Genomic DNA, 25,609 nt, shown 5'->3' on the forward strand with positions numbered 1-25,609 from the left:
CAACGCGACAAGACCCACCTAACAAAGCCCTACTAGGGATCCCCCGGGGCGCGCTGGCGGCGCGGGGTGTCAGCCGCCACGTCCCCGTGGCCGCAGCACGGCGTACTGTCGCGTTCGCGCTCCCGTAGTAGCGTCACGGGGTAGAGACATGGAGTGGCGTCGATGGAAGGCGGGCGGGTGGGGCGATGAGCTACGAGCCTGAGCTGCTGCGGCCCGAAGCGGCGGTTCCGCTGGCGCCGTTGCGGGGGCTGAAGCACGTGGCGCGGCGTTACGGCACCGGGTTGAGGGGGCCGGAGTTCGCCGGGGCGCAGCTCATTGGGGCCGGGTGGGCGGCGGTGCCGCTCGCCGTGGCGCTGGTGGGGCTGCTGGTGCCGTACGTGCGGGCCCCCGCGCTGGCGTCTGCGGTGGTTCTCGGGATAGGTGTGCTGGCAAGGTCGCTTCTTCTGGTCGCCTTCGAGCGGCTTCAGCATGCGTACGAACCGCACTGGCTGGCGGATCAGACCACCGCCCTGCGCGGGCACGACTTCCCCTTGTTGCGCTGCGCAGTCCCCTCGGACGAGGCACCGGGCCCGCCCCGGGTCTGCGACCTGACCAGCGGCGACCAGGTCGGGGAGTTGCTCGGACGACGGGAGCGGGAGCGGGCCGCCGACACCTTCTCTCGGGCCACCCTTCAGTTCGTCTGCGCCGCCGGCCGCGGTGAGTTGGTCGTAGCCGAGGTGCGCCGGGAGTTGGCCGAGCTGGAGTTCCTGCCAGTACGGCCCGGAGCCCCCCAGGCCTGGGTCCGCTTCCCTGAGGCGTGCTATCTGCCGCTGCCCGACACCGGGCGGCGGCCTGCCCAGCGGGCCTACTGGGTGCTGTCCGGGCCGGTGCTGGTGTCGGCGGCGGAGGCGACGGCCCGGGCCGGTTCGGCCAGGTGACGTTGAAGCAGCCTGTGCCGGAACTCGTAGTAGCCGTTCATCTGCCGCAGCACCCCCCGCTCACGCGCGTCCTCCACGAACGCCATCAGCCGCCTCGGCGTATGCCCGCGTACAGCCAGCCAGCTGCGGGTGGCCACAAACCGCCCCCATGAGCTGGACCCGATCGCCATCAGCCCGAGCCCGGTGGCGCTGAGCAGCGCACCGCCGGCGGCACCCATCAGCGCTTCGATGGCGGTGGGCAGTTCGTCGATCAGGGTGACGTCGTCGAGCTGCGGGGTGCGCCGGCCGTCCTTGATGGACGCGCCGAGGTAGGCGCCGGTGAGCGCCCCGGGTACGCCGCCAGCCAGCCAGGCGTAGAGCACCGCGGAGCGGTCGGAGCGGAGCAGGGTGGTGGGGGTGACGGCCTCCATCGGGTCGCTGGGTTCGCTGAAGTAGCGGGTGGCGGCGAAAGCGATGCCGCTCAGCACACCACCGATCACGGCGTACTGGGGTTTCTCGTAAAGGAACCAGACGATCACCGCGCAGGCAGCGCCGCCCACCACGCCGAAGCCGAGCACCCGCTGCAGTGCGTGCGAGGAAGGCGGTCGTACGGACCGGAGCCGCGGCTTGGCGCGGCGCGGATCGTCCTGGGGCACCAGCTCCACCACAAGCGCGCCAACCAGCGCAGCGCCCAGCCCGATCCACAGGCCCAGCAGCGGGCGTTTGAAGAGGGAGAAGAGCGCGATCGCCGCAGCCGAGCAGCCGATCGCCGCGTTGACCACGGCGAGCGTCAGATACACCCCCCGCGGCACCGCCCGGTGCAGCTGCCACCAGGCCAGTCTGCCGGTGCCGGAGTCGACATTCCGGGCGAGGAAGGCAAGATAGCGGCAGGCCTCGTCGGCGTCGACGTCACCGCGCCGGTAGGCCCGGGTGATGAAGGCCCCCAGCAGATGCCGTTTGATCCGCTCCTCGGCCTCCGGCCCGGTGGCCGAGAGCATCTCCCCGGGCAGCGAACCGCCGAGCGCCACGGCCAGGGAGAGCATGAACGGTGTCTCCAGCGCCTGCGCCAACGGTCCGCCCGGCCCGGCGTCCAGGGCGGAGACCAGCGGCTCCAGGACCGGGCCAGGGCGGGCGGTCTCCAGGACCCCACGGGCCTCGTCCGCACGCAGCGGCTGCAGCCGTACGACGAGCGCCTCGCTCAGCACCCCGTCGGCGTCCAGCCGGGCGAAGTCGGCGGTGCGGCAGGTCAGGATGAAGGACCGGCCCTCCAGTTCGTCCTCGATACGCCGCAGTGCGGTGGCCGGGTCGGAGACCTCGTCCAGTCCGTCTAGAACGGGCATTACGCAGTGCTGGACAAGCTCGGCGGCGATCCGGCGGCTGCGCATCTGGTCGGCGAGGGCCGGGTAGTTGGCGGTGAGCTCGTCCGTCATCCAGTCCATGAGCGGGCGGGCCGGGTTCCAGGAGGAGAGATGGAAGAGCACGGGAACGGCTGGGCCCGCCGGTTCGGCGAGCTCCAGCGTGGCCAGTACACAGACCGCCGTCTTTCCGGCGCCCGGCTCCCCCGTCACCACCAGCCGGGACAGACTGCCCGCGCGGATGTGCCGGGCGAAGGCGCCCGTCAGCTGGTCCAGTACGCCCTCGTCGGGCAGTTCGGCGGCCAGCCGCGAGACCCGCTCCGAACCGGACCGGCGCCGCCATCGCACCGCCATCCGACGCTCCGGGAAGAGGCCGCGGTGACGGCTCTCCTCCGCCCAGTCCTTGGCCACCTTCCGCGCCAGCGCCGGCACCTGCGCTGCCACCGCCTCGTCCAGCGTGGCTGGCGGACGGCGGCCGGCCTGCAGCACGGTCGTCACGATGGTGGCGACGGTGAGTACCACGGGGATGAGGGAGGCCCACAGGTCCAGCGCCTTCAAATCGCCGCTCCTGATACCGCATACAGCCACGACGAGCGTGGCGGCCAGGATTATGGCGAGCGCGGTGTAGACGACCACCGTGAGCGCCTGCCGGGCCCTCATGGCAGGGTCCCCGGTCCGGCCGGCGGGAGGGCGTCCGCACCGCGGGAGAGGAAGGCCAGTACGGCGGACCTCCGGGCGGGGCGGCGCGCCAGTCGGCCGAGGACGGGGAGCCTGCGGCCGACCCACGACTTGAGGAGCAGGAAGTAGAGCATCCCGCAGTACGGTCCGGTGGACCGGCGGCCGTAACACGCCATCAGCCGCGGCCGCATGGCGCGCAGCTGCCCCGCGATATGCGGCAGGGTGACCACGCCGAGGCCGGCGAGCGTGGTCACGCCGTGGGCTCGGTCGAGGTCGACGTCCATGTAGTCGTCGAGGGATTGCAGGGCCTCGCCCAGATCCATGGCGAGCTCGCGTTCGGCGGGCTCCAAACTGGGTTTGACGATGCTGCACAGGATCAGGTTGGCTGCGCTGCCCTTACCGCGGGTGATCTTCTCCAGTACATCGACGGGGACGTCCGCTTCGCGCTGGCGGCGGGAGAGGACCTGGTATTCGTGCAGCGAGGCGAGCGCCATGAACACGGACTCGTCGGGGGTGTGGCCGAGTCTGCGCTCGATCTCGTACACCAGCCGTCCGAGGAGCAGTTCGGCGTCCGTGCCCGCTACGAATGGCCGATTGCCCAGTAGGTCGGCGAGGCGGGCATCTGCGGAGGGATCGACGTCGCCGTCGATGAGGTCGTCGTAGAGCCGGGTGACTCCTCCGGCTAGGACGGCGACGTCCAGTTGGAGCGTACGTCCGGTGAGGCGGGCGTAACCGAGCATGGCCAGGCCGAACTTCACGCTCATCGCGCGTAGGGACCGGTCAGCTCGGTCGCGCTCGCGCGGGTCTGTGAGGGTTTCCGTCAAGAACGGGGCGACGACCTGCTCGTATGCCTGAGTGAGTCCAGGCAACGAACGGTATACGGCCATAGCGGCCGAGGGTAACCCGGTGACCATCCTCAGTGAGCGAAAGAGCGCACCGACCTCCGTGAACCTATGCCCCATCCGCGCTCCCCCCGCCCAAGGAACCCGAGCGTGCCACAAGGGTGAGCAGGCGGTAAATACCCCAGTGAGCTCGTAACATGATCACGGTCGGTGTTTCTTGAGGCGCCTCCAGAAGACGAGTGCGCAGGCCAGGTTCGGACCACTGGAAGGCGTCCGTCGGTGATCAGGCCGCTCGCTGCAGGTAGTCGCGGCGGGTGGCTGGCTGGGTCTTGCGGCGGGTGAGGCGCTTCCCCATCAGCGTGATCGACGCCCCACGTGATCAGCGATTCACTGACCTCGGGGAGTCGCCCATGCCCCACGGAGCGAGACCGCCCCGCACGACGGACAGGCCAACCCCCAAGCCCGCAGCTGGCGTTCCACACGTACGGCATCGGTGTCGACGATTGAGCACTCCATACCTCCACCTCGTGCACACCGTGTCGTCGCGCACAAAGCGTGATCAGACTGCCCATCAAGATCGACACTCATGCCCACCGCGAGTGTCGCTCATGCAGAGAGTCGTCCAACAGCAGGCGCAGCCAGACGTCGTCCATCCTGTTCGCGGGTGCGGCCAGGACCGCGCGGGCCTGCCGCTCGCTGGCGCAGTGCGCGACTGCGTCGTCTGCGTACCGTTTGAACTGAGTACCCGGGTAGTTTCGGGCGAGCCGGGTATCGAACGCGAGCGCGTTGGTGTGAGGAGTGCCGCGAGCGCGGGGTCTATGCCTCGCACGCCCGCGACGTGCGCTCTTGTGGCTGGTCGTGAGCGGGCGGACGCTTTGCGCTCCCGTCGGTCCAGTCAGTCCAGGTGGCGATGCGTGTGCCCAACGGCGTCGTGAAGTGGTTCGACGATGAGCGGGGTATGGGTCTGATCGCCCAGGACAGGGGAGGCTCGGATGTTGTCGCGTACCGCTCCGCGATTCAAGGCCTTGAGCCCCGCAGGCTGGTCCCGGGTGAGGAGGTCCTCTTCAACGTCACCCTGGACGCGGAAGGCATCCGGGCAGACAACATCCACCGCCTTCCCCCCGGGGGCAGTGGCGGCGCTCGGCGGACAGCGTCACTCAACGATGATCTGACTGTCCGACCCAGCTCGTCGGGGACGGGCGCGGGTCGCCGCACTCCTCGGCCACCGACCGGGCCCGCTACGCCCGGTGCTCGGCGTCCAGCGCCAGGTAGCGCGACTTTTCATCCCCCAGCGCGTCGACCAGGCAGTGCGCCTCCGCCCGTCGCGCCGGGTAGGTCAGCCGCTGTCGACGGAGAAGCCGATGTAGCTCTCGACTCGTCCAGCAGCCCGGCCTCAACCGCTCACAGTTCATGCGGGCCGCCAGGCGGGGGCCAGCAGAAGCGGTTCGATAGGGCCCAAACGGTGACTGTGGTGTCCGAGGGACAGCAGCGACAACGTATCGGGAGTTCTTCGACGCTCCCGTGGGGCTGATCTGCAGCCTGGACTTTCCTGCTTTGGCTCCTGGCCGGGCCCGCAGGACGGCACAATGCTGCTGCTTGCGTGAGCGCACGGCTACGCAGGGGGATCAGCATGGCCAGGGGGCACCATGACAGCGTCGTCAGCTGACGGGGTGGACAGGTCGCTGTACGAGCGAGCGAGTGATCTCCATCAACGGGGCCGGCCGGAGGAAGCGATGCCGCTGCTGCAGGAACTTCTCCAACGGGAGCCCGACGATGTCGCCGCGCGCTACGCGCTCGGCATCTGCCTGACCGATACGGGCAAGCACGCCGAAGCCCAAGTCCAGTTCAGGCGTGTCCTGGATAGCGATCCGCGGCACCATCAGGCCGCGTACCGTCTCGGCCGGCTTCTCCAGGCCGATATCGACTTGGACGGGGCATCGCAGGCCTATCGCCAAGTTCTTTCGGTGGTTGCCGAGTTTCGCGATACCGCCGCCAGGCTGAGGGCCTGCGAGGATGCCCTCGGCGCCGCCGCGCGCGTGCCTTCTCCCGCCCCCGGGGGCCCGCCCCTCGCCGGTAGGCCCCTCACCCCGGGCCCGCCAACACTGCGGTCCCAGTCCGATGCCCACCGGGTCGCGGACCGTGGAGAGCCCAGGATCTCGGTCCGGCTCAAGGCACGCCATCTTCTGATCCTGATCGCGAAGCGTTTCCTGATCTCCGCCGTCCTGACGCTGGCCGTACCGCTAATCGGCAGAGTTGGTCTCATGGGCGGCGGTCTGATCCTGCTCCCGGTTCTCGTGTCGTGGATCTTCTTCCTCGCCTCACTCATCCTCCTGCTGGTGAGACCGCGGACAAACGGCGCGGACTTCTACGAGTACGGAGTCGATGTGAAGTCCGGCTTCATCAAGCGCAAGGTCCAGTTCATCTGGTACTACCAGATCGTCGAATCACCCAGCTACGTGCGGACGTTCGGCACCTACTTCACCAATACGGCCTCCCTCGGCCTGCGCTACAACGAGGCGGGGGCCTCCTCCACGGCGTACGTGGAACTCTCCGGGATCGGCAACCCAAATGAGGTCCGGGAGATCGGCCGATACGTCGAGTCACGGACCTTCCCTGAGCGCCATCCCATCCGGGGCCCGTGGACCTGACGGCCACGGGTCTGTCCGGCTACGCCATCATCTCGGGCGGGGCCATGGAGGTGAAGCTGTCGAAGCCGCTCGCCACCGAGTCGCCGTCCGGAAGGCCAACGCCGTCCGTGTCGGTGCCCGTCACGGGGCCGTCGGGGCACCCTCCATCGAAGTCGAAGGCGGTGGCTCCGAACCCCTCCCCGGCAACGTGGTGCCCCAGTTGCCCGGTGTCACCGGAAGTGGAGGTGGACGACTGGCGCTGTCCAGCCTCCTGCCCCGAACCGCCCGAAGCAGCGGGCGGTTGCGGCTGTCCGGCCCCGTCGCCCTGCCCCGTCGACGGCGTGGTAGTGACCGTGTTCGATAGTGCCTCCGCTGTCGGCGAATCCGCCGCTGTCGGCTCTCCGATAACGCGGACACCGTCCACGATGTCGTCGGGTCCCTGTATCTGCCCGGCATCGGTGGGCGGAGGAACAGGGATAGGGGCTGGCGCCGGCGCCTCGGTGCTCGCGTCTGCCACCGGGGCGGTTCCGGACGCCGTTCCCTCGTCGTCGGAACCGCCCCTGGAGACATGTGTTGGAGCAGGAGTGGGAACGCCGGGGCCGGGAGACTGGACATGAGCCGTCGGCGGACCTCCTGACGAGCCGGCGTCTCCCAGGCCGTGCGGAGACTGCTCGGCATAGTGCGGTGACTTCGGGCCCATCGGATCCTTGTCAGCATGTGCGTGCAGGTGAGCGACCCCCGGCGGGAATCCGGCATCCGCCGCAGAGCCGGGCACACCGTGCGGCATCGACGTGTCCGACGGTTCCTTGCGGGGGATCGCCTGCGGCGCCTTCTCAGTCCAGTCGGCCGAGTGGTGATCCCCCTTGACGGGCGGCGCTTTGTGGTAGCCCGCAGGGCCCACATCCACATGCCCACGAGACGGGGCGGGAGCCGCCTGCGGGGCGCCGGACGACGAGGGCCCCGCACTGGCGTCCGGGGCAGACACACCTGCGTCACGATGAGGCGCGGCGCCAGACCGCGAGCGCTCGTTGTGCCGAGTGGCAGCGTCGAGGTCCCAGCTGGCGCCCGCATCGGAGTCGGGCTGAGGCTGACTGCCGCCACCGGTGGGCCTCGGTCCAGGGGTGCGCTCCGCCGGAGGCGTAGTGTCCCGGCGCGGTGGGATACCGCCTTCCCTCCTGCCCTGATCAGGTCCCCTGACCCGCCAGCGGGGAACTGCCGACCCGTTGCCCCGGGTCCTGCCCCATCGCCCCTTGCCCATAGCACCCACCCCCAACGACGTACGACTCCGTCCGCTCACCCCAATTGTCGTAAACAGGAGCCCGAGTTGTCACCGATACGCATACCCTCGCTCAAGCGCCCAGTGCCCGAGCCCCCTGCCGACCTCCGTCGTCCAGCATGGCGGCTGGCCGACTCGCCGCATAACGCTGTGAGCAGCAGAAAGAGGGCTCAGACACGGGACCAGGGCTATGTCCGCGACCGGTGCGATCTCACTCATGGGGACAGTGGATCGCGACCGTAGCGCTCGGGGTGAGCTGCGCGCAGGTACTTCATGGCGGTACCCGGGGCCATGCCGAAGAGTCGCATCAGGTGCAGCGGATCGTCGGAGTGCTTGGCCTCGTCCAGGATGCGGTCGACCCGGAGACGACCGACCTGCAGACCCAGGCGGCGCAGCGGTCAATTGATCGCCTCTGGGCTGATCATCGAGTGCGTGTCGTCGACGGCGGTGAGGCGGCTCACCAGCAGGTACGGGTTGGTGCTGGTCGGCCACCGGCGATGTCGTTCGGCCAGCCACACGGTCGCCAGATGGAAGGTGAACTCGTCCAGGTAGACCGTGTGGTCCAGCTTGCCGCGGCGCTGGACGGTCAGATGTCCGTGGCTGCGATCGAGGCTGTCGATCAGCAGTCTGAACCGTTCCGGGTTCGGTAGGGACTCGATCGTTTGAGAGGATCGAGTCATGGCACGTCCTTCCCCTTACCCCCTTGAGCTGCGCAAGCGCGCGGTCCGCATGGTCGCCGAGGTGCGGCCGGAGTACGACACCGAGTGGTCCGCGATGAAGGCGGTCGCCGCCAAGCTGGGGATCGGGACGACCGAGACTTTGCGCAAGTGGGTCCGCCAGGACCAGATCGACAACGGGGCCCGGCCTGGCGTCACGACCGATGAGTCTGCCCAGGTCAAAGCGTTGAAGAAGGAAGTCGCCGAGCTCAAGCGGGCGAATGAGATCCTCAAGGCCGCTTCGGCTTTCTTCGCGGCCGAGCTCGACCGGCCACATCTGCGCTCGTGACCTTCGTCGACGAGAACCGGGACCGCTTCGGCGGCGTCGAGCCGATCTGCACCGTTCTCAACGAGCACGGTGTCGGTATCTCCCCCTCCACCTACTACGCAGCCAAGGCCCGGCCTCCGTCGCTTCGGGCGACCCGGGACGCGGAACTGAAGGCACTGATCCAGCAGGTGTTCGACGCCAACTACCGCGTCTACGGGGCCCGGAAGATCTGGCGCGAGCTGAACCGACAAGGTCATGCGGTGGCCCGGTGCACCGTCGAGCGCCTGATGCGCGAGCTCGGCCTCGCCGGCGCCGTCCGCGGCAAGAAGGTCATCACTACGGTCACCGACCCGGCCGCCGGCCGGGCCCCCGACCTGGTCGACCGGGACTTCGTCGCCCAGGCGCCGAACCGCTGCTGGGTCGCGGACTTCACCCACATCGCCACCTGGGCCGGGGTCGTCTACATCGCGTTCGTCGTGGACACCTTCTCCCGCCGCATCGTCGGCTGGTCGGCGGCCACGACCAAACACACCGAACTGGTCCTGGCCGCACTGGAGATGGGCCTATGGCAGCGCGATCGGGAAGGCAGTCCGCACCAACCCGGGCAGCTGATCCATCACAGCGACGCGGGCAGTCAGTACACCTCGTTCAAGCTGGCCACCCATCTCCAAGGCGAGGGCATAGCGGCGTCCATCGGATCAGTCGGCGACGCCTACGACAATGCCCTGATGGAGTCCACGATCGGTCTTTTCAAGACCGAGTTGATCAAGCCTCAGCGGCCCTGGAAGACGCTGTCCGAGGTCGAGTTGGCCACCGCCGAATGGATCGACTGGTACAACCACCGCCGACTTCACGGTGAGATCGGCCACGTCCCACCCGCCGAATACGAAGCCCACCACTACCTGACAGCCACAAAACACCAGGTCACAGTCACGCCATAGAGTCTCGATCAAACCCGGAACGGTTCAGTCGACGCTGGTCATGATTGCTAGGGCGTGGACAGCAGCGAGTACGAAGGACAGCCGGTTCCGTGCCCCGCCGACCTGGTCGCAGGCGGATTGGAGCCGATCCATAGCCCACATGATCCGACCCGCGGCTGGCGAGGTACGCCCGGCACGGTCAGTTCGGTGGCGAGGAGCGCCGGATTCCGCCCCTGCCGCCGCTCTGCTTCGGCACCGGCTGCTCACCGCTGCCAGCTCCGCTCTCCCCGACGGCCCGCCGCCAGCCGTCCTGGCCCGTGACTTCGACCGCCACCGGCTCGGCAACCATAAGATCCTCGACCGTGCACTGCAGCGCCGCGCAGATCATGTCGAGGTCGTCCAAGCGCACCGTCACCGGCTTGTTCGACCACAGAGCGGCCACCTTGCTCAGCGATGGGGTGAACCTGACCTCCTCGAAGGCCATCTTCAGCTGGCTGGGCCGCCAGATGTCCCGCCGGGCCGCTACCCAGCGCAGATTCCACTTCACTGCCTCACGTCTCCCCACTCAGTCGGCGTGCCGCATGGCGGGACGACTCCAGACTCGCCCGCTCCGGATCCCCCTTGGCCGTCGTCAGATAGCCGACCGTGGTGGTCGGCCACTCGTGCCCTAACAAGACCTCGCGGGGCTCGCGCAGCATCCGGCCGACTTCGACGAACCCGGCCTCCCGGGCCAGCCCGGCGAGGTCGTCAATCGGCCATCGGTATGCCGCCGCCACTTTGTGGTCGAACGCCGCCACCGGCCCGCCCTCAGACTCGAAGAAGGCAAGCAGGAGGGTGCCATCCACGGTCAGAGCCCGGCGGAACTCGGCAAAGTACGACGGTATTTCCTGCGGCGGAGCACGGCACCCGAGGCCGAAGCCCGTGTCTGCGAACTCCGGCAGACCCGCAAGCTGGGACCGGCCCGCATCGGCCCGATCCTCGGGCTGCCCGCCTCGACCGTGCACCGCATCCTCACCCGCCACGGCCTGAACCGCCTGGCCTGGCTCGGCCGGCCGACCGGAGAGCCCATCCGGCGCTACGAGCGCACCCGGCCTGCGAACTGGTCCACGTGGACATCAAGAAGCTCGGCAACATCCCTGACGGCGGGGGCTGGCGCACGGTCGGCAGGGCGACCGGCGACCGCAACCGCCAGGCCACCACCACCGCCCGCAAAAGCTCCCGCCCAGTGATCGGCTACAGCTACATCCACTCCGCCGTCGACGACCACTCCCGCCTGGCCTACAGCGAAGTCCTGACCGACGAACGCAAAGAGACCGCCGCAGCCTTCCGGCAGCTGGCGCACGCCTTCTTCACCGACCTGGGCATCACCGTCGAACGAGTCCTGACCGACAACGGCTCCTGCTACAAATCACGCCTCTGGCTCGACACGCTCACCGCGGCCGGCATCACGCACAAGCGCATACGGCCCTACCGCCCGCAAACGAACGGCAAAGTCGAACGCTTCAACCGCACCCTCCTAGACGAATGGGCCTACCTGCGGCCCTACACCAGCAACACCGAACGCACCGCAGCCCTGACAGACTTCCTCCACACCTACAACCACCACCGCTGCCACACCGCACTCGCAGGCCAGCCACCCATCACCCGCGTCAACAACCCTGCGGGTCAATACACTGGGCGCCTACCAGCACAAGTTCGCCCGCGACATCGAGACCATGTCCTGGCACCTCGTCGACAACGTGCCCGTCGGCTGTTCCGGACTTGGGACCGACCTCCTCGACGGCACCCCACAGCCGCTCCACGGCGACCTCGTCATGGACGGAACGCCAGCGGTCGGCGTACTGAGCACGCGAGTGAGTCCCGTTCCCGCTGTGGGCGGCCGTCAGCTGCCCGCCTTCAGCACCGCCGCCACCAGCGGCCCCGTCGACTTGCCGCCCCGGCCGCCCTGTTGGACCACCGCCGCCGCGGCGAGGTCGCCGCGCCATGCGGTGAACCAACCGTTGGGCTTGGTCTGGCCGTCGACCTCCGCGGAGCCCGTCTTGCCGCCGATGTCCGAGCCGACGCCCGCCATGGCCTCCGCGGCGGAGCCCGACATCGCGGTGTAGTTCAGGAGTTCGTGCAGCTGCGTCTGCGCGGACGCGTCCAGCTTGCGCGCGGCCGTCGCGAGCGTGCGGTGGTCGACGTCGGGCGAGACCAGGTACGGCTGCCGGAAGACGCCCGTCTTGGCCGTGGAGATGATGGATGCGACGTTCAGCGGGTTCATCCGTACCCCGCCCTGCCCGATGAGCGACGCCGCCATCTGCGCATTGCTCTGCACCGGCACGGCCCCGTCGAAGCTGGACACCCCGATCGACCAGTTGTTGAGCCCGAGCCCGAAGACCTGCTGGGCCTGCTTGGTCAGATCGTCGTCGTCGAGCTTCTCGGCCTGCGTGATGAAGGCGGTGTTACAGGAGGCAGCGAAGCTCGAACGGAACGTACCGTTCTTGATCTCGAACTTCTCCACGTTCTGGAACTTCCAGCCGCCGTACGACGCGTACTTGGGGCACGGATGCGGCTTGTCGATCGACGCGAGGTCCTTCTCCAGCAGCATCGACGACGTCACGATCTTCATCGTGGAGCCGGGCGCCAGGGACCCCTGGAGCGCCGTGTTGAAGCCATGGCTCGAATTGGCGGCGGCGAGGATCTCACCGGTCGACGGCTTCATGACGACTATGGACGCCCGCTTGCGCTCACCCACTTCCCGCTCGGCGGCGGCCTGGGTGGTCGCGCTGAGCGTGGTCTTCAGTGTCCCCGGCGTGCCATCGGACAGCGTCAGCAGCGTCTTGTCGGGGGTCTCGTCGTCACTCTCCTCGCTCTTCCCCGAGCCGTCGTCCTTCTGTGCGGCGTCCGCGCTGTCCCCGCGGACCACCCGCAGTTCGATCCCCGCCGTACCCCCGGCCTTCTTGCCGTACTTCTCCCGCAGACCGTCCAGGACGGTGCCGAGCGAGGGGTAGTTCGCCTCGGTGAGCTCCGCGCCGTTACGGTCCACTGCCTTGACCGGCGGGTCCCCGGCCTCATCGGTGACCAGGGTGTCGCCCTGCTTCAGGTCCGGGTGCACGACGGACGGCTGCCACCCGACGAGTGGCTTGCCGTCCTTCGCCCGGCGGACGACCGTGAGCTGGGAGTCGTAGGCCAGGGGCTTGCTCTTGCCCTTGTACGAGACGGTGCCGGAGACCTTGAACGTCACCGTGGCGCCGGACGCCTCGCCACGGGTCAGCATCACGTCGTCGATGTACGCGTTCTTGCGGAACCCGGTCAGCGCGGTCTGCGCCGCCGCCGTGTCGTCGGTGTACGCGGCGGCCTTCGCGGCGCTGCCTCCCTGCCACGCGGTGAGGAACCCGTCGGCCGTGGCCCGGACTTCCGCAGCCGTCACCGGGCCTGCTTTGAACGTCTTCGCAGTGCCGCCGGCCGTCGTGTCCCCATCCGCCGTGGCGCCGTACATGCTGTACGCGGCGAACCCCGCGCCGCCCGCGACCACCGCGACCACGCCGCCGATCAGCGCAGGGTGCGTTCTCCTGCGCGCGGCGCGCCCTCTCTTGCCCACAAGTCCTCCGCCGTTCGCCGATCCCTCAGCTCCTCACCAAGAGGTCCCCCACACTAGGGGCGGCAGATGTGCGGCCGCTCCTCAGCCCCCGCCCTCAGCCCCCCGCGCGGAGAACCGCCGCCACGATCGGGCCCGCCGCATCACCGCCGTGGCCGCCCTCCTGAGTCACCGCGGCCGCCGCGACATCGCCCCGGTATCCCGTGAACCAGCTGTTGGACTTGGTCTGGCTGTCGACCTCCGCCGTGCCGGTCTTCGCGTCTGTGTCGCCGCCGAGCCCGGCCATCGCTGCGGTGATGCCCTCGTGGCTCCTCGCTGCGCGACGCTGCACCGTGATCGTGAGAAGGGCGCCTATGACGAATGGGCCCTGCTGCGCGGCACCGGGTCGGGCCCACACCGGTCCGCTGCGGCACACGTCCTGCGTACGGCCCCCATGTCAACGTCACCCCGACGCGGGCGGTCACCCGGCCACACCCGTGGTCGTGCGGTGGTCGGGCCTGCGGTGGGGGTCATCGGGCCCCACCACCGCACGACTCCGTACGCAGGGCCCCTGGGAAATTCCCAGGGGCCCCATTGTGTCCTCGAACCCGGTTAGGACACGTCGGCGGAGCCCGTCGCGGCGCGAGGGCGGTTGCGGGCCCGGCGAGGGTGATGTCGGGCATGTGCTTCTGCTGGGCCTGGCGCCAAGCCGACGACGTCGTCCTCGGAGGCCCCCGGGGCGCGAGTGTCGGCTCTTCGGGTGCCGACGGCGTCTCCGGGACGCCGCGGGCGGCCGGGACAAATGGCGGGAGGCGGAGCTGTGACGGCATCTGAGGAGGCGGTGAGCGGGCCGGCGCGTCGGTGCCGGGCGCGGTACTCACGGAGCTCCTGGGGCCACCGCAGGGCGTGGACCACCAGGACGCCGCGGCGTAGGCGCAGCACGGCCAGGCGCTCGCGGGTGCGGACGGCGAACTTGGCGATGCCGACGCGGCCGGTTCGGGCGAGTGCTTCGACCAGGAGGGGGAAGGGGCGCTGGGCGACCTGTCCGTCCGGGCCGGCGAAGTAGCCTCGGTCGTACAGCAGCGGGTCGACGTCCTGCTCACCGACGAAGCCGATGATCTCCACCGTCTTGGCGGGTGGCCAGGGGCAAGTGGTCCAGGTCCTCATCGCGCGGGCTTCGGCTTCGCACACCCTTCGGTGTGGAATTCTGGCCCCATCGGCGGTGTGGACCTGGTTCATCCGCGGGCGCGGGTCCTCGGTCCCAGCCTACAAACGCACCGGCACGCTGACCATTCCGCAGGTGACGTGACCTGTCCAAAGGACGCCCATGACCCAACAGCGCACGCCCGGGCCGACGGGCGCGCGGCGATTGCTCCACCAGGAGCGTTCCATGCCGTCCCCGTCGGCCCTGGCACGCGAGTTCACCCGGCGTCGTGTGACTGAGCGCCGTACTTGCCGGGACTCGCCAACAGGCGCGCTCAGCGATCAGGGTCCAAACTTGATGCCGGCGGCGATCGGCAGGTGGTCGCTGCCGGTGGCGGGCAGAGTCCAGACGTCGGTAACGGTCGCCGAGCGGGTCATGATGTGGTCGATCCGGGACGCGGGGAAAGCCGCAGGCCAGCTGAAAGCGAAGCCCCGCCCTGCCGAGTTCATCTGCGAGGTGACCGGGACCAGCCCACGGTCGTCCACCGTGCTGTTCAGGTCACCCAGCAGGATCACCCTGTCCAGCTTCTCGGCGGCGATGGCCGCGCCCAGCAGTCCAGCGCTTTCGTCCCGCCAACCGGAACTGAAACCGTTCAATCGGACTCGGACCGAGGGCAGGTGGGCGACGTACACCGCGATCTCGCCCCATGGCGTACGTACGCTGGACCGCAACCCACGGCGCCACCCCTCCCCGATCCCCTCCGGCCTGATGTCCATCGGCCGGACCTCTGCCAGCGGGTACCGCGACCAGAGTCCGACACTGCCTTCGACCACGTGGTAGGGGTAGTCCGACGCCAGGGCTGTCTCGTACACCGGCAGCGCGGAGGGCGTCAGCTCTTCCAGAGCGACGAGATCCGGTGCGGACTCGATCAGTGCAACCGCGGTACCCGCGGGGTCGATGTTCTCGTCACTGACGTTGTGCTGGAGCGCCATGATGTCGTGCGCGCCGCGGTCCCCGGCGAGAAGCAGCCCGCCGAAGAGGTCCGCCCAAACAGCTGCGGGCAGCAGTAGGGCCACCAGCGCGGTGACCGAGCGGCGCAGCAGTGCCAGGCCGAGCAACACCGGAATGGCCAAGCCGAGCCAGGGCAGGAACGCCTCCAACAGGCTGCCGAGGCGGCCTACGGTGTTGGGCACAGCGGCGTGGAACGCCAATAGGCCGGCGGTCAGCACGGCAAGCAACGCGAGAACACGCCCACGCGCCCAGGGTGACCGGCCTCTCGCATCCTTGCCCCAACGCCACCAGTCGATGGAACGCAGCCACCGCCGGAGCGCCGCAGTCTTTGACCCCGGCGCCACACAGCTGTTCGCCCGCTCCACCAAGTCTCACCCATCCGCCTCGGACACGTCCTCGCCCCGCAGCCATGAGCACGACGTGCCCGATACGACGCAGAACCCGGTGATCAGGTTCCAGACGGCCGGCCGGGGCGTTTGCGGTGCGGGACGCGGGCCGCTTGGCGGGCTGGGGGTTGGGGCGGTGTCGTGCCGTAGGGAGTCGTTGATGCGTTGCTGCTGCGTCGCGGTGAGGGCGCGGTCACGGCGCGCGGCAGTCTCTCTCCCGGGGCGCTCGCACGGTGGATGTCGGCGACGATTCCGCGTGGCATCCACAGGTTCGCGACGGGCACGATCCAGCCTGCGTAGATCCACGGCCAGGCGTAACGCGGCGGCTGTCCCGAGAGAGAGCGGGCGTTGTCCCGGACGCGCAACAGCCAGGCCAGGAACGTGATCGCGCACAGCGCCATGGCCGCGTCTCCCAGGGAGCTGACGACGTGGTAGGCGTTCTCCAGGGCGATTGGCGGGCGGTGCCGGCCCGTTGGGCGGTGAAGACCTGCTCGGGGACGGGGTTGGTGTCCTGGGCTTGGTCGAGGGGGAGGAGGTCGGCGTCAGTCTTCGGGTCGGTGTGGGACCAGTTCTTCAGGTAGTGGTCGTGGTCGAAGCGGGCCACGCCGTGGTCGGGGTGCTGGAGGTCGGCCCTCTGCTTTGCGGGCGAACGGCGGGACGACCTGGGTGAGTTGGGTGTGCAGGTCTTGGTCGTCGAGGTCGCGCAGGCGCGGGACGTGGCCTGGGGTGATGGTGCGGTCGGCGGTGTGGCAGGAGCGGGTCAGCGTGTTCTGCACGGCGTGGGACGGGGCGTTGTGGGTAACGTCGCGTTCGCCGATGCGGAAGCTCTTGGTGATGCCGAGGGCCATGCCGGTCTTCCGGTCGGCGGGTGCTGGGGGTGTGCACGGGCGCCGGATCGCGTTCGTGGCGGGTTTCCGCTCGGGTGGCCGGGCGTCACAGTCCCAGGGAGATGGCCAGTCGGGTGAGTTCGGCGGTGCTGTTGATGTTGAGCTTGGCCCGGATACGGCGGAGGTAGGCGTCGACCGTGTGCTTGGAGAGCCCCATGTGGCGGGCCGTCTGCAGGTAGGTGCGCCCTGCGGCGATATGCCGCAGTGTCTCCTGCTCACGCGGGGCCAGCGCAGGTGCGGGGGCCTGGGCGTACGGCGTGGTGAGGGTGAGGCTCATGGGATTTCCTCCGACGGATCGGCTCGGTCATCGCTGCTCACACCCTCGGAAGCAGGGGACAAATGCCCGAATGCTGCAATTTGTCCTCTTTTGAAGAGCCTGCCCGGGCGACTTCATGACGGTGTCCGCCGACTGTCACAGGCCTGTCACAGGGCACGTTCCGCAGGCACGCCACAGCGCGACCACAGAGAAGCCGCATGGCTGCGGAGATGACCTGCCCCCCGGTCGACTTCTGGGGCGGGGCCCCTGGTGACAGCGCCGGGTTGGTGCTCCGTGCCCCTGAGGATCATGCTTGTCAGGAGGGCCCCGGCCGTGCAGGTTCCCGAACGGCGAGATGAGCGGCGATGGAGCGACTTCCCACCCCTGCCGGTGAGCGGCCGGACGAGTCGGACGCCTGTCCCGGGGCGGCATACACGGCCACGGCCACCGTCAATGAGCAGGGCATCGTGACGGGGTGGAGCGAGGGTGCCCGGCGGCTGCTCGGCTACCCGCCCTCGGAGGTCGTGGGACAGGCCGCCGCCCGGCTGCTCGCCGATGACGTCGACGAGACGGCCCGGCGGGAAGCCGCCCGGCGGGATACGGCCGGGCGGGAGAGGTGGAGCGGCACCGTGGCGCTGCTCCACCGGGACGGCCACCGGCTTCAGCGGCCACTGCTCGCACACCGCCGGACACCGGACAGCGGTATCGCCGAGTGGCTGGTGGTGTCCGCCGTGGCGGGCAGGCCCCGCACGCCCGGGAGCGAAGCGCTGAGGGAATGGACCTTCACCCAGTCCCCCGACATCCTGGCCATCTTCGATGCGGACCTGCGGCTGGTGCGGGCGAACACCGCCATGGAGCGTGCGCTGTCCCTCACCGAGGACCAGATGCGCGGGCTGCGCCTGCCGGAAATCGCCCCGTACCCGGTGAGCGAGGAGGCCCAGAGCAAGATGCGGCTGGCGCTGGAGAGCGGCGAGCCGCAGCAGGTGGAGGCCTACATCCGCCCCACAGGTGTCAGCCCGGAGCGCGGCTGGCCGACCTCGCTGGCCCCGCTGAAAGACCCCGACGGCCGGGTGCGCGCCGTGTGCCTGACGGCGCACTCCGGCTCCGGGGAGTACCTCGCCCCCCGCCCCTACACCCGGGAGCGCACCACGACCATGACACTGCAGCGCAGCCTGCTCCCGCATACGCTGCCCGATCAGGCGGCACTGGAGATCGCCTCCCGCTACCTGCCCGCCGGTACCCAGGCCGGGGTGGGCGGCGACTGGTTCGACGTGATCCCGCTGTCCGGCGCGCGCGTCGCCCTGGTCGTGGGCGATGTGGTCGGCCACGGCATCCGCGCCTCGGCCACCATGGGCCGGCTGCGCACCGCGGTACGCACCCTGGCCGACGTCGAACTGCCGCCCGACGAACTGCTCACCCACCTCGACGACCTCGTCATCCACCTGTCCGCCGACGAGAGCGGCACCCAAGGCGCCGCCGAAACCGCCGGAGGCATCGGCACCACCTGCCTGTACGCGGTCTACGACCCCGTCTCCCGCCACTGCACCCTGGCCCGGGCCGGCCACCCCCCGCCCGCCGTGGTCACCCCCGACGGCGCCGTCTACTTCCTCGACGTCCCCGCCGGCCCACCCCTGGGCCTGGGCGGCCTGCCCTTCGAAACCATGGAAACCCAACTGCCCGAAGGCAGCCTCATCGCCCTCTACACCGACGGCTTGCTCGAACCCCGCCACCACGACATCGACGAAGCCCTGGACAAAATGTTCCAAGCCCTCGCCCACCCCGCCCCCACCCTGGACACCGTCTGCGACAGAGTCCTCACCGCCCTGCTGACCCACCGCCCCGACGACGACATCGCCCTCCTCATCGCCCGCACCCGGGCCCTGCACGCCGACAAGGTCGCCACCTGGCACCTGCCCTGCGACCCCGCCATCGTCGCCCAAGCCCGCAAAAACGCCACCGACCAACTCACCGCCTGGGGACTGGACGACGCCACCTTCATCACCGAACTGACCGTCAGCGAACTGGTCACCAACGCCATCCGCTACGGCAAGCCACCCATCCAACTCCGCCTCATCCACGCCGACACCACCCTCATCTGCGAGGTCTACGACTCCAGCAACACCGCCCCCCACCAGCGCCGCGCCCGCACCTACGACGAAGGAGGACGCGGCCTCCTCCTCGTCGCCCAACTCGCCCACCGCTGGGGCACCCGCAACACCCCCATCGGCAAAACCATCTGGGCCGAACAAACCCTCACCAGAGACTGAACAAGCACCCAGACCAAACCATCCAACGAACCATCGCCACACGGCCCACACCCACACCGCCGAATTTTCGATCAAGGAGTCCACTTCAGGGCTCCGCGGCTGAGGTACACAGCCTGGGAGGTCGCCCGGATCGCCTGCGATCCGCGCACCGTAGTCACCCGCCCGGACTGGCTGGACCGGACTGGCCCGACTCCGCTCCGCATACCGCACGGTTCACCCGGCCCTGCCCCTCGAAGAGTTACTCAGCGTGCCCCGGGTAGCCCTCAACTCTCTGGCCTGCAGTGTCCATCCGCTGTCGGAGCCGGGGTTGGTCCCGTACCTCCTGGTGCGAGTGCGGCCCCCTACCGGTGGTCCCCGCGGGTAGTAGGACTGGGTCGTGCGGGCCTTGTGGTCCCTGCGCCTGCGGGGCTGGTCCACGCCGGAGTGAGCGCCGTGATGACCGAGGTGAGGTGGTCCCCGCGCCCTTCCGCACGACGTGGGTGAAGTCGTGCCAGCCGTGGTCCCCCGCGCATGCGGGGTTTGGTCCCACCAACCGACGCGCCCTGTACGGGCTGTAGTGCCAAGAGGCCTCAGCCCTCTCCCAGCACCGCCCGGATCACGTGCCGGGCGTTGTGCGCCATCGCCGGGTTCGTCCTCCGGTAGTACGGCAGCGCGATCAGCGCCTGCGAGAGCGTCCGCCCCCGGCCGCGGTTCCAGGACGCGTCGTCCACGCCTAGCGCCTCGCGGAAGACCTCCCTTGCATCGGCCGGCAGCAGATTCCACGCCGGGAACAGATCGCAGGCCGGATCGCCCACCCCCATGCACCCGAAGTCGATCACCGAGGTCAGCCTGCCACCGTCCACCAGCAGATTGCCTGGCATCAGATCGGCATGCAGCCACACTGGCGGCCCGTCCCAGCCCGGGGCCCGCAGCGTGTCCTCCCATACGGCAGCCGCGGCATCGCAGTCGACGCCCTCCTGCGGGATCCCGCGCAGTTCCTCGATCGCCGCCCGGGTCGACGCGTCGAGCGAGGCGACCGGCCCGCCGCGGTAGGCCACCGGCGCCCCCGGCAGGGTGATGCTCCGCACCGCCGCCACGAACTCGGCCAGATCCTTGGCCAGCAGCACGGGCTCGCTCAGCGCCCCCGCCTCGGGGTTCTCCCCCGCCAGCCACCGGTACACCGACCACGGCCACGGATACCCCTCGGCGGGCTCCCCGGCCCCGAGCACCTCGGGGATGGCCGTGGGCAGCCGGGCCGCGAGGCGGGGCAGCCACTCCTGCTCCATCGATACGTCCTTGGCTCCGCCCTTCACCAGCGGCAGCCGTACGACCATGCCGCCGCCCAGCCGGTACATGGCGTTGACCGTGCCGCCGGACGGAAACCGCTCCACCGCCAGCCCCGACCACTGCGGGAACTGCCCGGCGATCAGCCGCCGTACGAGGTCGTCGTCGATGGGGTGCAGGCCTGGATGCATCTGCCCTGTGCTCATGGGGCGCCATCCGATCGCCGAACGCCGACGGGCGTCAAACGCTTTTGCGGCTCGTACTGCAGCCCGCAGTTACGGGGGTCGGTGACCGCGGCGGCGGTAGTGGCTGAGGCGGGCTCGATGCTGGTGGCGGCGACGCCAGCGTGACCAGTGCAGGCCGTGTTCGGCTTCGTGCCGGACGGCATGAGCGAGTTTGCTCAGCAGGCGGCCGATCTCGTTCACGCTCAGTCGGATCAGGTCACGGTCCCCGTTTCGCTGGTGGCGGCCCGGATCGCGGTCAGGTGGGCGGCAGCCGCCAAGGCCAGGGTGATGTGCCGGCCCGGCCTCGTTCTTCGCGGCCTGGAAGCACTCCTCGATCGCCCAGCGGGCCGCGGCCGCCCGGACGATCTCCGTCAGCGGGGTGCCGGCCGGCGCGTGGGTGAGGTAGTAGGCCAGCTCGCCGTCGGTGAGCGAGCGGCGGATCAGCAGCGCGTCCTCGAACTCCGGGTCGGCGGAGGTGTCCAGTGGGACCAGGGCCCAGGCGTACTCGCGCAGCCCGTGGGCGCCGTCGCCGGCGGAGCGGATCTCCCAGGCTTCGGCGGGCAGGATCGCGGCCAGGGTGCGGGCGTTTGGCGACGCGGCCCCAACCAGTGCGTGTAGGAGATCGCCAGCACATGGGCCAGCCGCTGCTCGGCGAGCCAGCCGCGCAGCACGGGGTCGCCGCCGTGTACCTCATCGCCTGTCACCCAGCGAAACGGCACCCCGCCTCGATCGCGCGGGCCAGCGCCGGCTTGGTGGCGAAGCCGACCTCGTCACCGATCTTCGCATCCGCCCGCCGGACCTCATCCTCGATCCAGCAGGTCGGCAGGTACAGCTCCCGGTCGATCAACGCCTGCCCATGCTCGGAGGCATAGGCGAAAAACACCCCCAGCTGACAGTTGTCGAGCTTGCCAGACGTGCCGGTCCAGGACCTGCCGGTGGCTCGTCCACCGAACCTTGGCAAGGCTGGCCCACTCCCCCATCGCCACGGGAACGAGTCTTGCCCCGCCGCAGATGCGGCGGGGCAAGAACCCACAATCCTCACGAGCCTTCCAGCCAGGCGACGTCCGGCAACATCACCACACCCGCAAATGGGCGAGGAGACCGTCCCGGGGCCACGTCCGCAGGACGGCGCCATCCACCTTCGGCGTGTTCCCCCGCGCGGTCACTTGACGATGACGTCGTCGGCCGGAGCATGCGGCGCCGGCTCAGGAACAGAGGCGCTGCCGGTCTCCTTCTTGGGCGGAGCCTGCGGAGCCGGCTCCGGAACAGAGGCGCTGCCGGTCTCGTCCTTGGGGGGATCCTGCGGGGCCGGCGTGTCAGGAGTGGAGGGGCTGCCGGTGTCGTCCTTGGGCGGCGCGTGCGGGGCCGGTGTGTCAGGACAGGGGCCGCCGCCGTTGCCGTTGGTGCCCGTACCATTGCGGCCGTTGCCATCGCGGCCACCACAGCTGCCCCTGCCGCCGCGGCCGGTGCCGCCCGTGCCGGTGCCCCCCGGAGCCTGGCAGACGGGGCCGTTGCTACCCGTCCCGTTGCCGCCGGTGCCATCCCCGCCCGTGCCGCTGCGGCAGTAGTCCTCGTGACCGCCACGCTTCTTATGACTGCCGTGCTTTCCGTGGCCGCCACGCTTCTTGTGACCGTCACGCTTCTTGTGCTTGTGACTGTCGCTCTTCTTGTGACCGTCACGCTTCTCGTGGTCGCCGCTGGCTGCCGACACCGCCTGGCTCTGCTGCGTCGGTGCCGCAAACGCCGCGCTCGCCGGGATCAGTACACCGCCGGCAGCCAGGAGGACGGAGGCGGTGGCTACGGCCAGACCGCTCTTCCGGATACTACGCTTCATGAGAATTCTCGTTCCTCTTCCGCATGCTCTCGAGAAGGTGAGAACGAGCGAAAAATTCTTATTCTTTCGAGACGGGTCTTTACCCGATGCCGGGGTGGGCGCATTCGCCCCACGGTGCAGGGCCGCTTGAAGCAGCCGCACCTTCCGCTTACCTGCGGACATTCGGCGGTCTGGCTGGGTGGCGTAGCCGCCGGCCTTTGCCACCCAGCCAGACTGCGAACTCACTCGACGCTGTCCGCGCCAGTCAGCTCCTAGCCCGTGGCGTCACCGCCCTGAGCATTACCACCGGTGTTGGTACCGACGCCGGAAGCATTACCGCCCTGAGCATTACCACCAGTGTTAGCGCCTACGCCGGAAGCATTACCGCCCTGAGCATTACCACCAGTGTTAGTACCGACGCCGGAAGCATTACCGCCCTGAGCATTACCACCAGTGTTAGTACCGACGCCGGAAGCGTCACCACCCTTGGCGTCACCACCCTTATTGGTGCCCACACCCGAAGCATTACCACCCTGAGCATTACCACCAGTGTTAGTGCCAACGCCGGAAGCATTACCGCCCTGAGCGTTACCACCGGTGTTGGTGCCAGTACCGGAAGCGTTACCACCCTTGGCGTCACCGCCCTTATTCTTGTTCTTTCCCTTTCCCTTACCCTTGCTCTTGCTCTTTCCCTTGCCGTGATGCTTGTCGTGATGCTTGTCAGAGTGCTTGTGGGAGTCGGCGAGGCTCACGACCGACGAGGCGGGCATCGGGGCCGCCGTCGCGGCAGTTGCCGGAAGGATGACACCTCCACCGATCACAGCGGCCGAGGCGACAACCGTCGCAAGGCGAAGGCCCCGACGCTTGGGACGGTCGTCATTGTGGGTGTGAACAGTGCGGTTCATGAGTTTCTCCTACTGATAAAGAGGGACTATTTGAAGGGAGAATCCTCGGCGAGGATTTCCGCCTTACCGTGCTGCCCCGTTCCCTTTCGGGTGGGGCCGCACTTCAAGTAGGCCCGACCGGCAGCACACGGTCACGTTCCGAGGACTCGGGACTTGACGCACCCAGACACATCGCGTAAAACCCCGCGGAAGCGCCGCCCGACAGCCCCCGACCGTCCCGGAACCAGACACCGCCGCCCAGGGGTCGCGCGAGCCGTAACGGCCACGCCGCCACGACGCACAGACCGAACACACCCACCGCAGGACCCCGGAGCCGCACACCACCACCCAACCCCACGCACAAGCCGCCCCCATATAGCCGAAACAGTCCTCGAAGCAGCAAAACAACGGCTGCCCCGCACAGCGCCGCAGAGCCGCTGCCGTGCCGACACGCCGATAGGCCCCGGCGACGGCCCGACGGTGACGGCCAAGGCGCTGGCGGCGCACCCTCCGAGGCCGGGGCCAAGATGCCCATCGGTCCACGCGGCCCGGGGAGTGTCTAATCAACGGCGGATCTGCTGATCAAGGAGAGACGCCAAGTGAGCGAGACGACGATCGAGCACGAGTCCGTCGACGAGTCGGCCGGTGGTGCGATGCCGTCGGCCGCGTCGGATGAACAGCTCGTCGCGATGCTGGTCGACCGGGCCCGCAGCGAGGGCCTGCAGCTGACCGGCGAGGGTGGGCTGTTGCAGCAGCTGACCAAGCGAGTGCTGGAGTCCGCGCTGGAGGGGGCGGGATCACCGACCATGTCGGCTACGAGAAGCACGATCCGGCTGGGAAGAACAACGGCAACAGCCGCAACGGCACTCGTGCGAAGACCGTGCTGACCGACGTCGGCCCGGTCGAGGTCAGGGTGCCCCGGAGCACCGTCGGCAGCTTCGAGCAGCAGATCGTCAAGAAGCGGCAGCGCCGCCTGTCCGGAACCATGCGCACCCGTGCGTCAGGCTCTGTCCCCGCCCTCCCGGTCCCACGTCGGGCTCGCCCTCCTCGGGTATCACCTCGCCGTCAGCGAGTGCGTACAGGTGCTCGACGCGGGCCTTCTTGGCGGCGTAGTCGGGATCCTTCGAGGTCTTCCAGGTCTTCACGCGCTAAAAGGTGACGCCCTCCTTCCATCGAGAACCGCAGGCCGTGCTCGGTCGGCGTGGACTTGGCGATTTTCTTGATCTCGCGGCGCTCCGGCAGCGTGAAGTTCCTCGGCCGCCCGCGCCCGCCCTTGTACTTGGGATATAGCGCGTCGAAGCCGTCGGTGTTGCTGTGGACACGTCCCGGATGCGGTCCGCGCTGGTGAACGTGACCTCGGCGATCCTGGCCACGGGCATGCCCTGGGCGGACAGCAGCACCATCTGGGCCCGCCGCCAGGTCACCACCGACCCGGTGCCCCTGCGGATGATCCGCAGCAGCCGTCTGCCCTCGGCGTCATCGATCTCGCGGACCCGCACTCGCTCTGCCATCGGCCCAGCCTGGCGCACGCGCGCCGCCCGAAGCGGCACCCGGACGGCGCGTCACATCTGCGACTGAGCACTGTAGTTGGCGGGATTTGCGCCTGCAGTGCTCAGCCTGGCGCCTCGACGTCGTCGGTGAAGACGCGCAGCAGATGCTGTACCAGCAGCGCCAGGCCGTCGAGCACGCTAAGGTGCCCCACGCCCAGCCCGTTCACCGGGCGCGCCTTAGCTCACCGCCTGCTTCACGAGCGCACCGATCCGCGCCTCCACCTCGGCCGTCACCTCGGTCAGGGCGAAACCGGCCGGCCACATCGTGCCCTCGTCCAGCTTCGCCTGGTCGCTGAACCCGAGCGTCGCGTAGCGCGCCTTGAACTTCTCCGCGCTCTGGAAGAAGCACACGACCTTGCCGTCCAGCGCGTAGGCAGGCATCCCGTACCAGAGCTTCGGCGCGAGGGCCGGGGCGCTGGCTGTGATGACGGCATGGACGCGCTCAGCCATGATCCGGTCCGAGTCCTGCATCTCGGCGATCTTCGCGAGAACGTCCCGCTCCGCCTCCGCCGCCTTGTCCGCGCGCGAGCTGCGGCGCGCTGCCGTCTTCAGCTCTTGGGCGTGGTCCTTCATCGCGGCCCGCTCCTCGGCCGTGAACCCTCGTGCGTGCTGCTTTCGGTGCTGCTCATGGCAGATCTCCCCTTGACTACCTGATGTGCTGGATCTTGGACGCGTGGGTGGCGACGTGCCGCCACACCCGACATCGGCACGCGACGTGCCGATCGCGTCTGAATACTGCGCGCAGTCCTCGACATTGTCAACGGCACGCCATGTGCCGTTAGGATGG

At 69.2% G+C, this 25,609-nt stretch carries 22 protein-coding genes and 6 pseudogenes; 10 read left to right on the forward strand and 18 right to left on the reverse strand.

Translation table 11 applies throughout. The annotated features are described in order from the left end of the window. Positions 1-185 precede the first annotated feature (185 nt). Positions 186-917: a hypothetical protein gene (locus QFZ67_RS01755; RefSeq protein ID WP_307659313.1), complete on the forward strand. Its 732-nt coding sequence runs from the start codon at positions 186-188 to the stop codon at positions 915-917. Here the strand turns inward: QFZ67_RS01755 and QFZ67_RS01760 are convergent. After that, positions 845-2,911, reverse strand: coding sequence for an NACHT domain-containing NTPase (locus QFZ67_RS01760; protein WP_307659314.1), 2,067 nt, complete (start codon positions 2,909-2,911; stop codon positions 845-847). The two genes, QFZ67_RS01755 and QFZ67_RS01760, sit on opposite strands and share 73 nt — an antisense overlap. Beyond that, positions 2,908-3,693 carry a class 1 isoprenoid biosynthesis enzyme gene (locus QFZ67_RS01765; protein ID WP_307659315.1) on the reverse strand — a complete coding sequence of 262 codons (786 nt, stop codon included), beginning with the start codon at positions 3,691-3,693 and terminating at the stop codon, positions 2,908-2,910. The genes QFZ67_RS01760 and QFZ67_RS01765 overlap by 4 nt, the downstream gene beginning before the upstream one ends. A gap of 988 nt (positions 3,694-4,681) precedes the next feature. Here QFZ67_RS01765 and QFZ67_RS01770 point away from each other — a divergent pair. From QFZ67_RS01770 to QFZ67_RS01780, 3 genes and pseudogenes are all read left to right on the forward strand, one after another. Further along, positions 4,682-5,302, forward strand: coding sequence for a cold-shock protein (locus tag QFZ67_RS01770; RefSeq protein ID WP_307659316.1), 621 nt, complete (start codon positions 4,682-4,684; stop codon positions 5,300-5,302). A 202-nt stretch (positions 5,303-5,504) separates the two neighbouring features. Continuing rightward, a pseudogene (locus tag QFZ67_RS38985) lies at positions 5,505-5,705 on the forward strand (tetratricopeptide repeat protein); the annotation flags it as partial. Positions 5,706-5,735: 30 nt separating this feature from the next. Then, positions 5,736-6,419: a hypothetical protein gene (locus QFZ67_RS01780; protein ID WP_307659318.1), complete on the forward strand. Its 684-nt coding sequence runs from the start codon at positions 5,736-5,738 to the stop codon at positions 6,417-6,419. 1,653 nt (positions 6,420-8,072) lie between these two features. Here QFZ67_RS01780 and QFZ67_RS01785 read toward each other — a convergent pair. Beyond that, a complete protein-coding gene (locus QFZ67_RS01785) occupies positions 8,073-8,354 on the reverse strand; it encodes a hypothetical protein (RefSeq protein WP_307659319.1) in 282 nt (93 codons plus the stop codon). Between QFZ67_RS01785 and QFZ67_RS01790 the strand changes: the two genes are divergently transcribed. Further along, a protein-coding gene (locus QFZ67_RS01790) for an IS3 family transposase (RefSeq protein ID WP_307659156.1) occupies positions 8,353-9,599 on the forward strand; the annotation gives its coding sequence in 2 pieces (ribosomal slippage) (positions 8,353-8,635 and positions 8,635-9,599; 1,248 coding nt in all). The two genes, QFZ67_RS01785 and QFZ67_RS01790, sit on opposite strands and share 2 nt — an antisense overlap. Positions 9,600-9,777: 178 nt before the next feature. Here the strand turns inward: QFZ67_RS01790 and QFZ67_RS01795 are convergent. Further along, positions 9,778-10,125, reverse strand: a complete 348-nt coding sequence (locus QFZ67_RS01795; protein ID WP_307659320.1) for a helix-turn-helix transcriptional regulator — start codon at positions 10,123-10,125, stop codon at positions 9,778-9,780. Positions 10,126-10,129: 4 nt separating this feature from the next. Next, positions 10,130-10,477, reverse strand: a pseudogene (locus QFZ67_RS01800) (hypothetical protein); the annotation flags it as partial. On the opposite strand from QFZ67_RS01800, the pseudogene QFZ67_RS01805 reads away from it, so the two are divergent. After that, positions 10,478-11,250 (forward strand): annotated as a pseudogene (locus QFZ67_RS01805) (IS481 family transposase); the annotation flags it as partial. A gap of 210 nt (positions 11,251-11,460) precedes the next feature. On the opposite strand, the gene QFZ67_RS01810 reads toward QFZ67_RS01805, so the two are convergent. The 7 genes and pseudogenes from QFZ67_RS01810 to QFZ67_RS01840 form a co-directional block, all read right to left on the reverse strand. Further along, entirely contained in the window at positions 11,461-13,161 is a 1,701-nt protein-coding gene (locus QFZ67_RS01810) for a penicillin-binding transpeptidase domain-containing protein (protein WP_307659321.1), read from the reverse strand. A 94-nt stretch (positions 13,162-13,255) separates the two neighbouring features. Continuing rightward, positions 13,256-13,546, reverse strand: a pseudogene (locus tag QFZ67_RS01815) (penicillin-binding transpeptidase domain-containing protein); the annotation flags it as partial. A 203-nt stretch (positions 13,547-13,749) separates the two neighbouring features. Then, positions 13,750-14,304, reverse strand: coding sequence for a Ku protein (locus QFZ67_RS01820; protein ID WP_307659322.1), 555 nt, complete (start codon positions 14,302-14,304; stop codon positions 13,750-13,752). A 318-nt stretch (positions 14,305-14,622) separates the two neighbouring features. Beyond that, positions 14,623-15,588, reverse strand: a complete 966-nt coding sequence (locus QFZ67_RS01825) for an endonuclease/exonuclease/phosphatase family protein (protein ID WP_373430195.1) — start codon at positions 15,586-15,588, stop codon at positions 14,623-14,625. A gap of 152 nt (positions 15,589-15,740) precedes the next feature. Continuing rightward, complete coding sequence (locus QFZ67_RS01830; protein WP_373430196.1) at positions 15,741-16,130, reverse strand: DUF4328 domain-containing protein; 390 nt, start codon at positions 16,128-16,130, stop codon at positions 15,741-15,743. Positions 16,131-16,220: 90 nt separating this feature from the next. Beyond that, positions 16,221-16,526 carry a hypothetical protein gene (locus QFZ67_RS01835; protein WP_307659325.1) on the reverse strand — a complete coding sequence of 102 codons (306 nt, stop codon included), beginning with the start codon at positions 16,524-16,526 and terminating at the stop codon, positions 16,221-16,223. A gap of 85 nt (positions 16,527-16,611) precedes the next feature. After that, on the reverse strand, positions 16,612-16,842 hold the full coding sequence (locus QFZ67_RS01840) for a response regulator transcription factor (protein WP_307659326.1): 231 nt from the start codon (positions 16,840-16,842) through the stop codon (positions 16,612-16,614). A 344-nt stretch (positions 16,843-17,186) separates the two neighbouring features. Between QFZ67_RS01840 and QFZ67_RS01845 the strand changes: the two genes are divergently transcribed. Further along, positions 17,187-19,088, forward strand: coding sequence for a SpoIIE family protein phosphatase (locus QFZ67_RS01845; RefSeq protein ID WP_307659327.1), 1,902 nt, complete (start codon positions 17,187-17,189; stop codon positions 19,086-19,088). A gap of 569 nt (positions 19,089-19,657) precedes the next feature. Here the strand turns inward: QFZ67_RS01845 and QFZ67_RS01850 are convergent. Further along, on the reverse strand, positions 19,658-20,557 hold the full coding sequence (locus tag QFZ67_RS01850) for an aminoglycoside phosphotransferase family protein (RefSeq protein WP_307659328.1): 900 nt from the start codon (positions 20,555-20,557) through the stop codon (positions 19,658-19,660). 180 nt (positions 20,558-20,737) lie between these two features. Here QFZ67_RS01850 and QFZ67_RS01855 point away from each other — a divergent pair, with 180 nt between their 5' ends. Beyond that, positions 20,738-21,193, forward strand: coding sequence for a hypothetical protein (locus QFZ67_RS01855; protein ID WP_307659329.1), 456 nt, complete (start codon positions 20,738-20,740; stop codon positions 21,191-21,193). An 82-nt stretch (positions 21,194-21,275) separates the two neighbouring features. Here QFZ67_RS01855 and QFZ67_RS01860 read toward each other — a convergent pair whose 3' ends face one another. From QFZ67_RS01860 to QFZ67_RS01870, 3 genes are all read right to left on the reverse strand, one after another. Then, positions 21,276-21,536, reverse strand: coding sequence for a transposase (locus QFZ67_RS01860; RefSeq protein WP_307659330.1), 261 nt, complete (start codon positions 21,534-21,536; stop codon positions 21,276-21,278). Between the two features lie 201 nt (positions 21,537-21,737). Further along, the gene (locus tag QFZ67_RS01865) at positions 21,738-22,409 is read right to left on the reverse strand and encodes a hypothetical protein (protein WP_307659331.1); all 672 of its coding nucleotides are present in this window, start codon (positions 22,407-22,409) and stop codon (positions 21,738-21,740) included. 251 nt (positions 22,410-22,660) lie between these two features. Further along, positions 22,661-23,293 (reverse strand): hypothetical protein, encoded by a 633-nt coding sequence (locus QFZ67_RS01870; RefSeq protein WP_307659332.1) that lies wholly within the window; start codon positions 23,291-23,293, stop codon positions 22,661-22,663. Positions 23,294-23,925: 632 nt separating this feature from the next. Here QFZ67_RS01870 and QFZ67_RS01875 point away from each other — a divergent pair. Next, positions 23,926-24,254, forward strand: a pseudogene (locus QFZ67_RS01875) (transposase); the annotation flags it as partial. Between the two features lie 46 nt (positions 24,255-24,300). Here QFZ67_RS01875 and QFZ67_RS01880 read toward each other — a convergent pair. After that, positions 24,301-24,675 (reverse strand): annotated as a pseudogene (locus tag QFZ67_RS01880) (IS630 family transposase); the annotation flags it as partial. Between QFZ67_RS01880 and QFZ67_RS01885 the strand changes: the two are divergent. Then, complete coding sequence (locus QFZ67_RS01885) at positions 24,602-24,850, forward strand: hypothetical protein (RefSeq protein ID WP_307659333.1); 249 nt, start codon at positions 24,602-24,604, stop codon at positions 24,848-24,850. The pseudogene QFZ67_RS01880 and the gene QFZ67_RS01885 sit on opposite strands and share 74 nt — an antisense overlap. 149 nt (positions 24,851-24,999) lie before the next feature. Here the strand turns inward: QFZ67_RS01885 and QFZ67_RS01890 are convergent, their stop codons facing one another. Beyond that, the gene (locus QFZ67_RS01890; RefSeq protein ID WP_307659334.1) at positions 25,000-25,395 is read right to left on the reverse strand and encodes an iron chaperone; all 396 of its coding nucleotides are present in this window, start codon (positions 25,393-25,395) and stop codon (positions 25,000-25,002) included. Positions 25,396-25,609 lie beyond the last annotated feature (214 nt).

This window comes from Streptomyces sp. V1I1 (genome assembly GCF_030817355.1).
Classification (GTDB): Bacteria; Actinomycetota; Actinomycetes; order Streptomycetales; family Streptomycetaceae; genus Streptomyces.

Excerpts from the sequence above, each read along its gene's own strand:
- QFZ67_RS01840 (WP_307659326.1), bottom strand. The coding sequence starts at position 16,842 with ATGAGCCTCACCCTCACCACGCCGTACGCCCAGGCCCCCGCACCTGCG.
- QFZ67_RS01850 (WP_307659328.1), bottom strand. The coding sequence starts at position 20,557 with ATGAGCACAGGGCAGATGCATCCAGGCCTGCACCCCATCGACGACGAC.
- QFZ67_RS01760 (WP_307659314.1), bottom strand. The coding sequence starts at position 2,911 with ATGAGGGCCCGGCAGGCGCTCACGGTGGTCGTCTACACCGCGCTCGCC.
- QFZ67_RS01785 (WP_307659319.1), bottom strand. The coding sequence starts at position 8,354 with ATGACTCGATCCTCTCAAACGATCGAGTCCCTACCGAACCCGGAACGG.
- QFZ67_RS01820 (WP_307659322.1), bottom strand. The coding sequence starts at position 14,304 with ATGAGGACCTGGACCACTTGCCCCTGGCCACCCGCCAAGACGGTGGAG.
- QFZ67_RS01855 (WP_307659329.1), top strand. The coding sequence starts at position 20,738 with ATGAGCGAGTTTGCTCAGCAGGCGGCCGATCTCGTTCACGCTCAGTCG.
- QFZ67_RS01770 (WP_307659316.1), top strand. The coding sequence starts at position 4,682 with ATGCGTGTGCCCAACGGCGTCGTGAAGTGGTTCGACGATGAGCGGGGT.
- QFZ67_RS01845 (WP_307659327.1), top strand. The coding sequence starts at position 17,187 with ATGGAGCGACTTCCCACCCCTGCCGGTGAGCGGCCGGACGAGTCGGAC.
- QFZ67_RS01885 (WP_307659333.1), top strand. The coding sequence starts at position 24,602 with ATGCGGTCCGCGCTGGTGAACGTGACCTCGGCGATCCTGGCCACGGGC.
- QFZ67_RS01870 (WP_307659332.1), bottom strand. The coding sequence starts at position 23,293 with ATGAACCGCACTGTTCACACCCACAATGACGACCGTCCCAAGCGTCGG.
- QFZ67_RS01765 (WP_307659315.1), bottom strand. The coding sequence starts at position 3,693 with ATGAGCGTGAAGTTCGGCCTGGCCATGCTCGGTTACGCCCGCCTCACC.
- QFZ67_RS01890 (WP_307659334.1), bottom strand. The coding sequence starts at position 25,395 with ATGAAGGACCACGCCCAAGAGCTGAAGACGGCAGCGCGCCGCAGCTCG.
- QFZ67_RS01835 (WP_307659325.1), bottom strand. The coding sequence starts at position 16,526 with ATGGCCCTCGGCATCACCAAGAGCTTCCGCATCGGCGAACGCGACGTT.
- QFZ67_RS01865 (WP_307659331.1), bottom strand. The coding sequence starts at position 22,409 with ATGAAGCGTAGTATCCGGAAGAGCGGTCTGGCCGTAGCCACCGCCTCC.
- QFZ67_RS01755 (WP_307659313.1), top strand. The coding sequence starts at position 186 with ATGAGCTACGAGCCTGAGCTGCTGCGGCCCGAAGCGGCGGTTCCGCTG.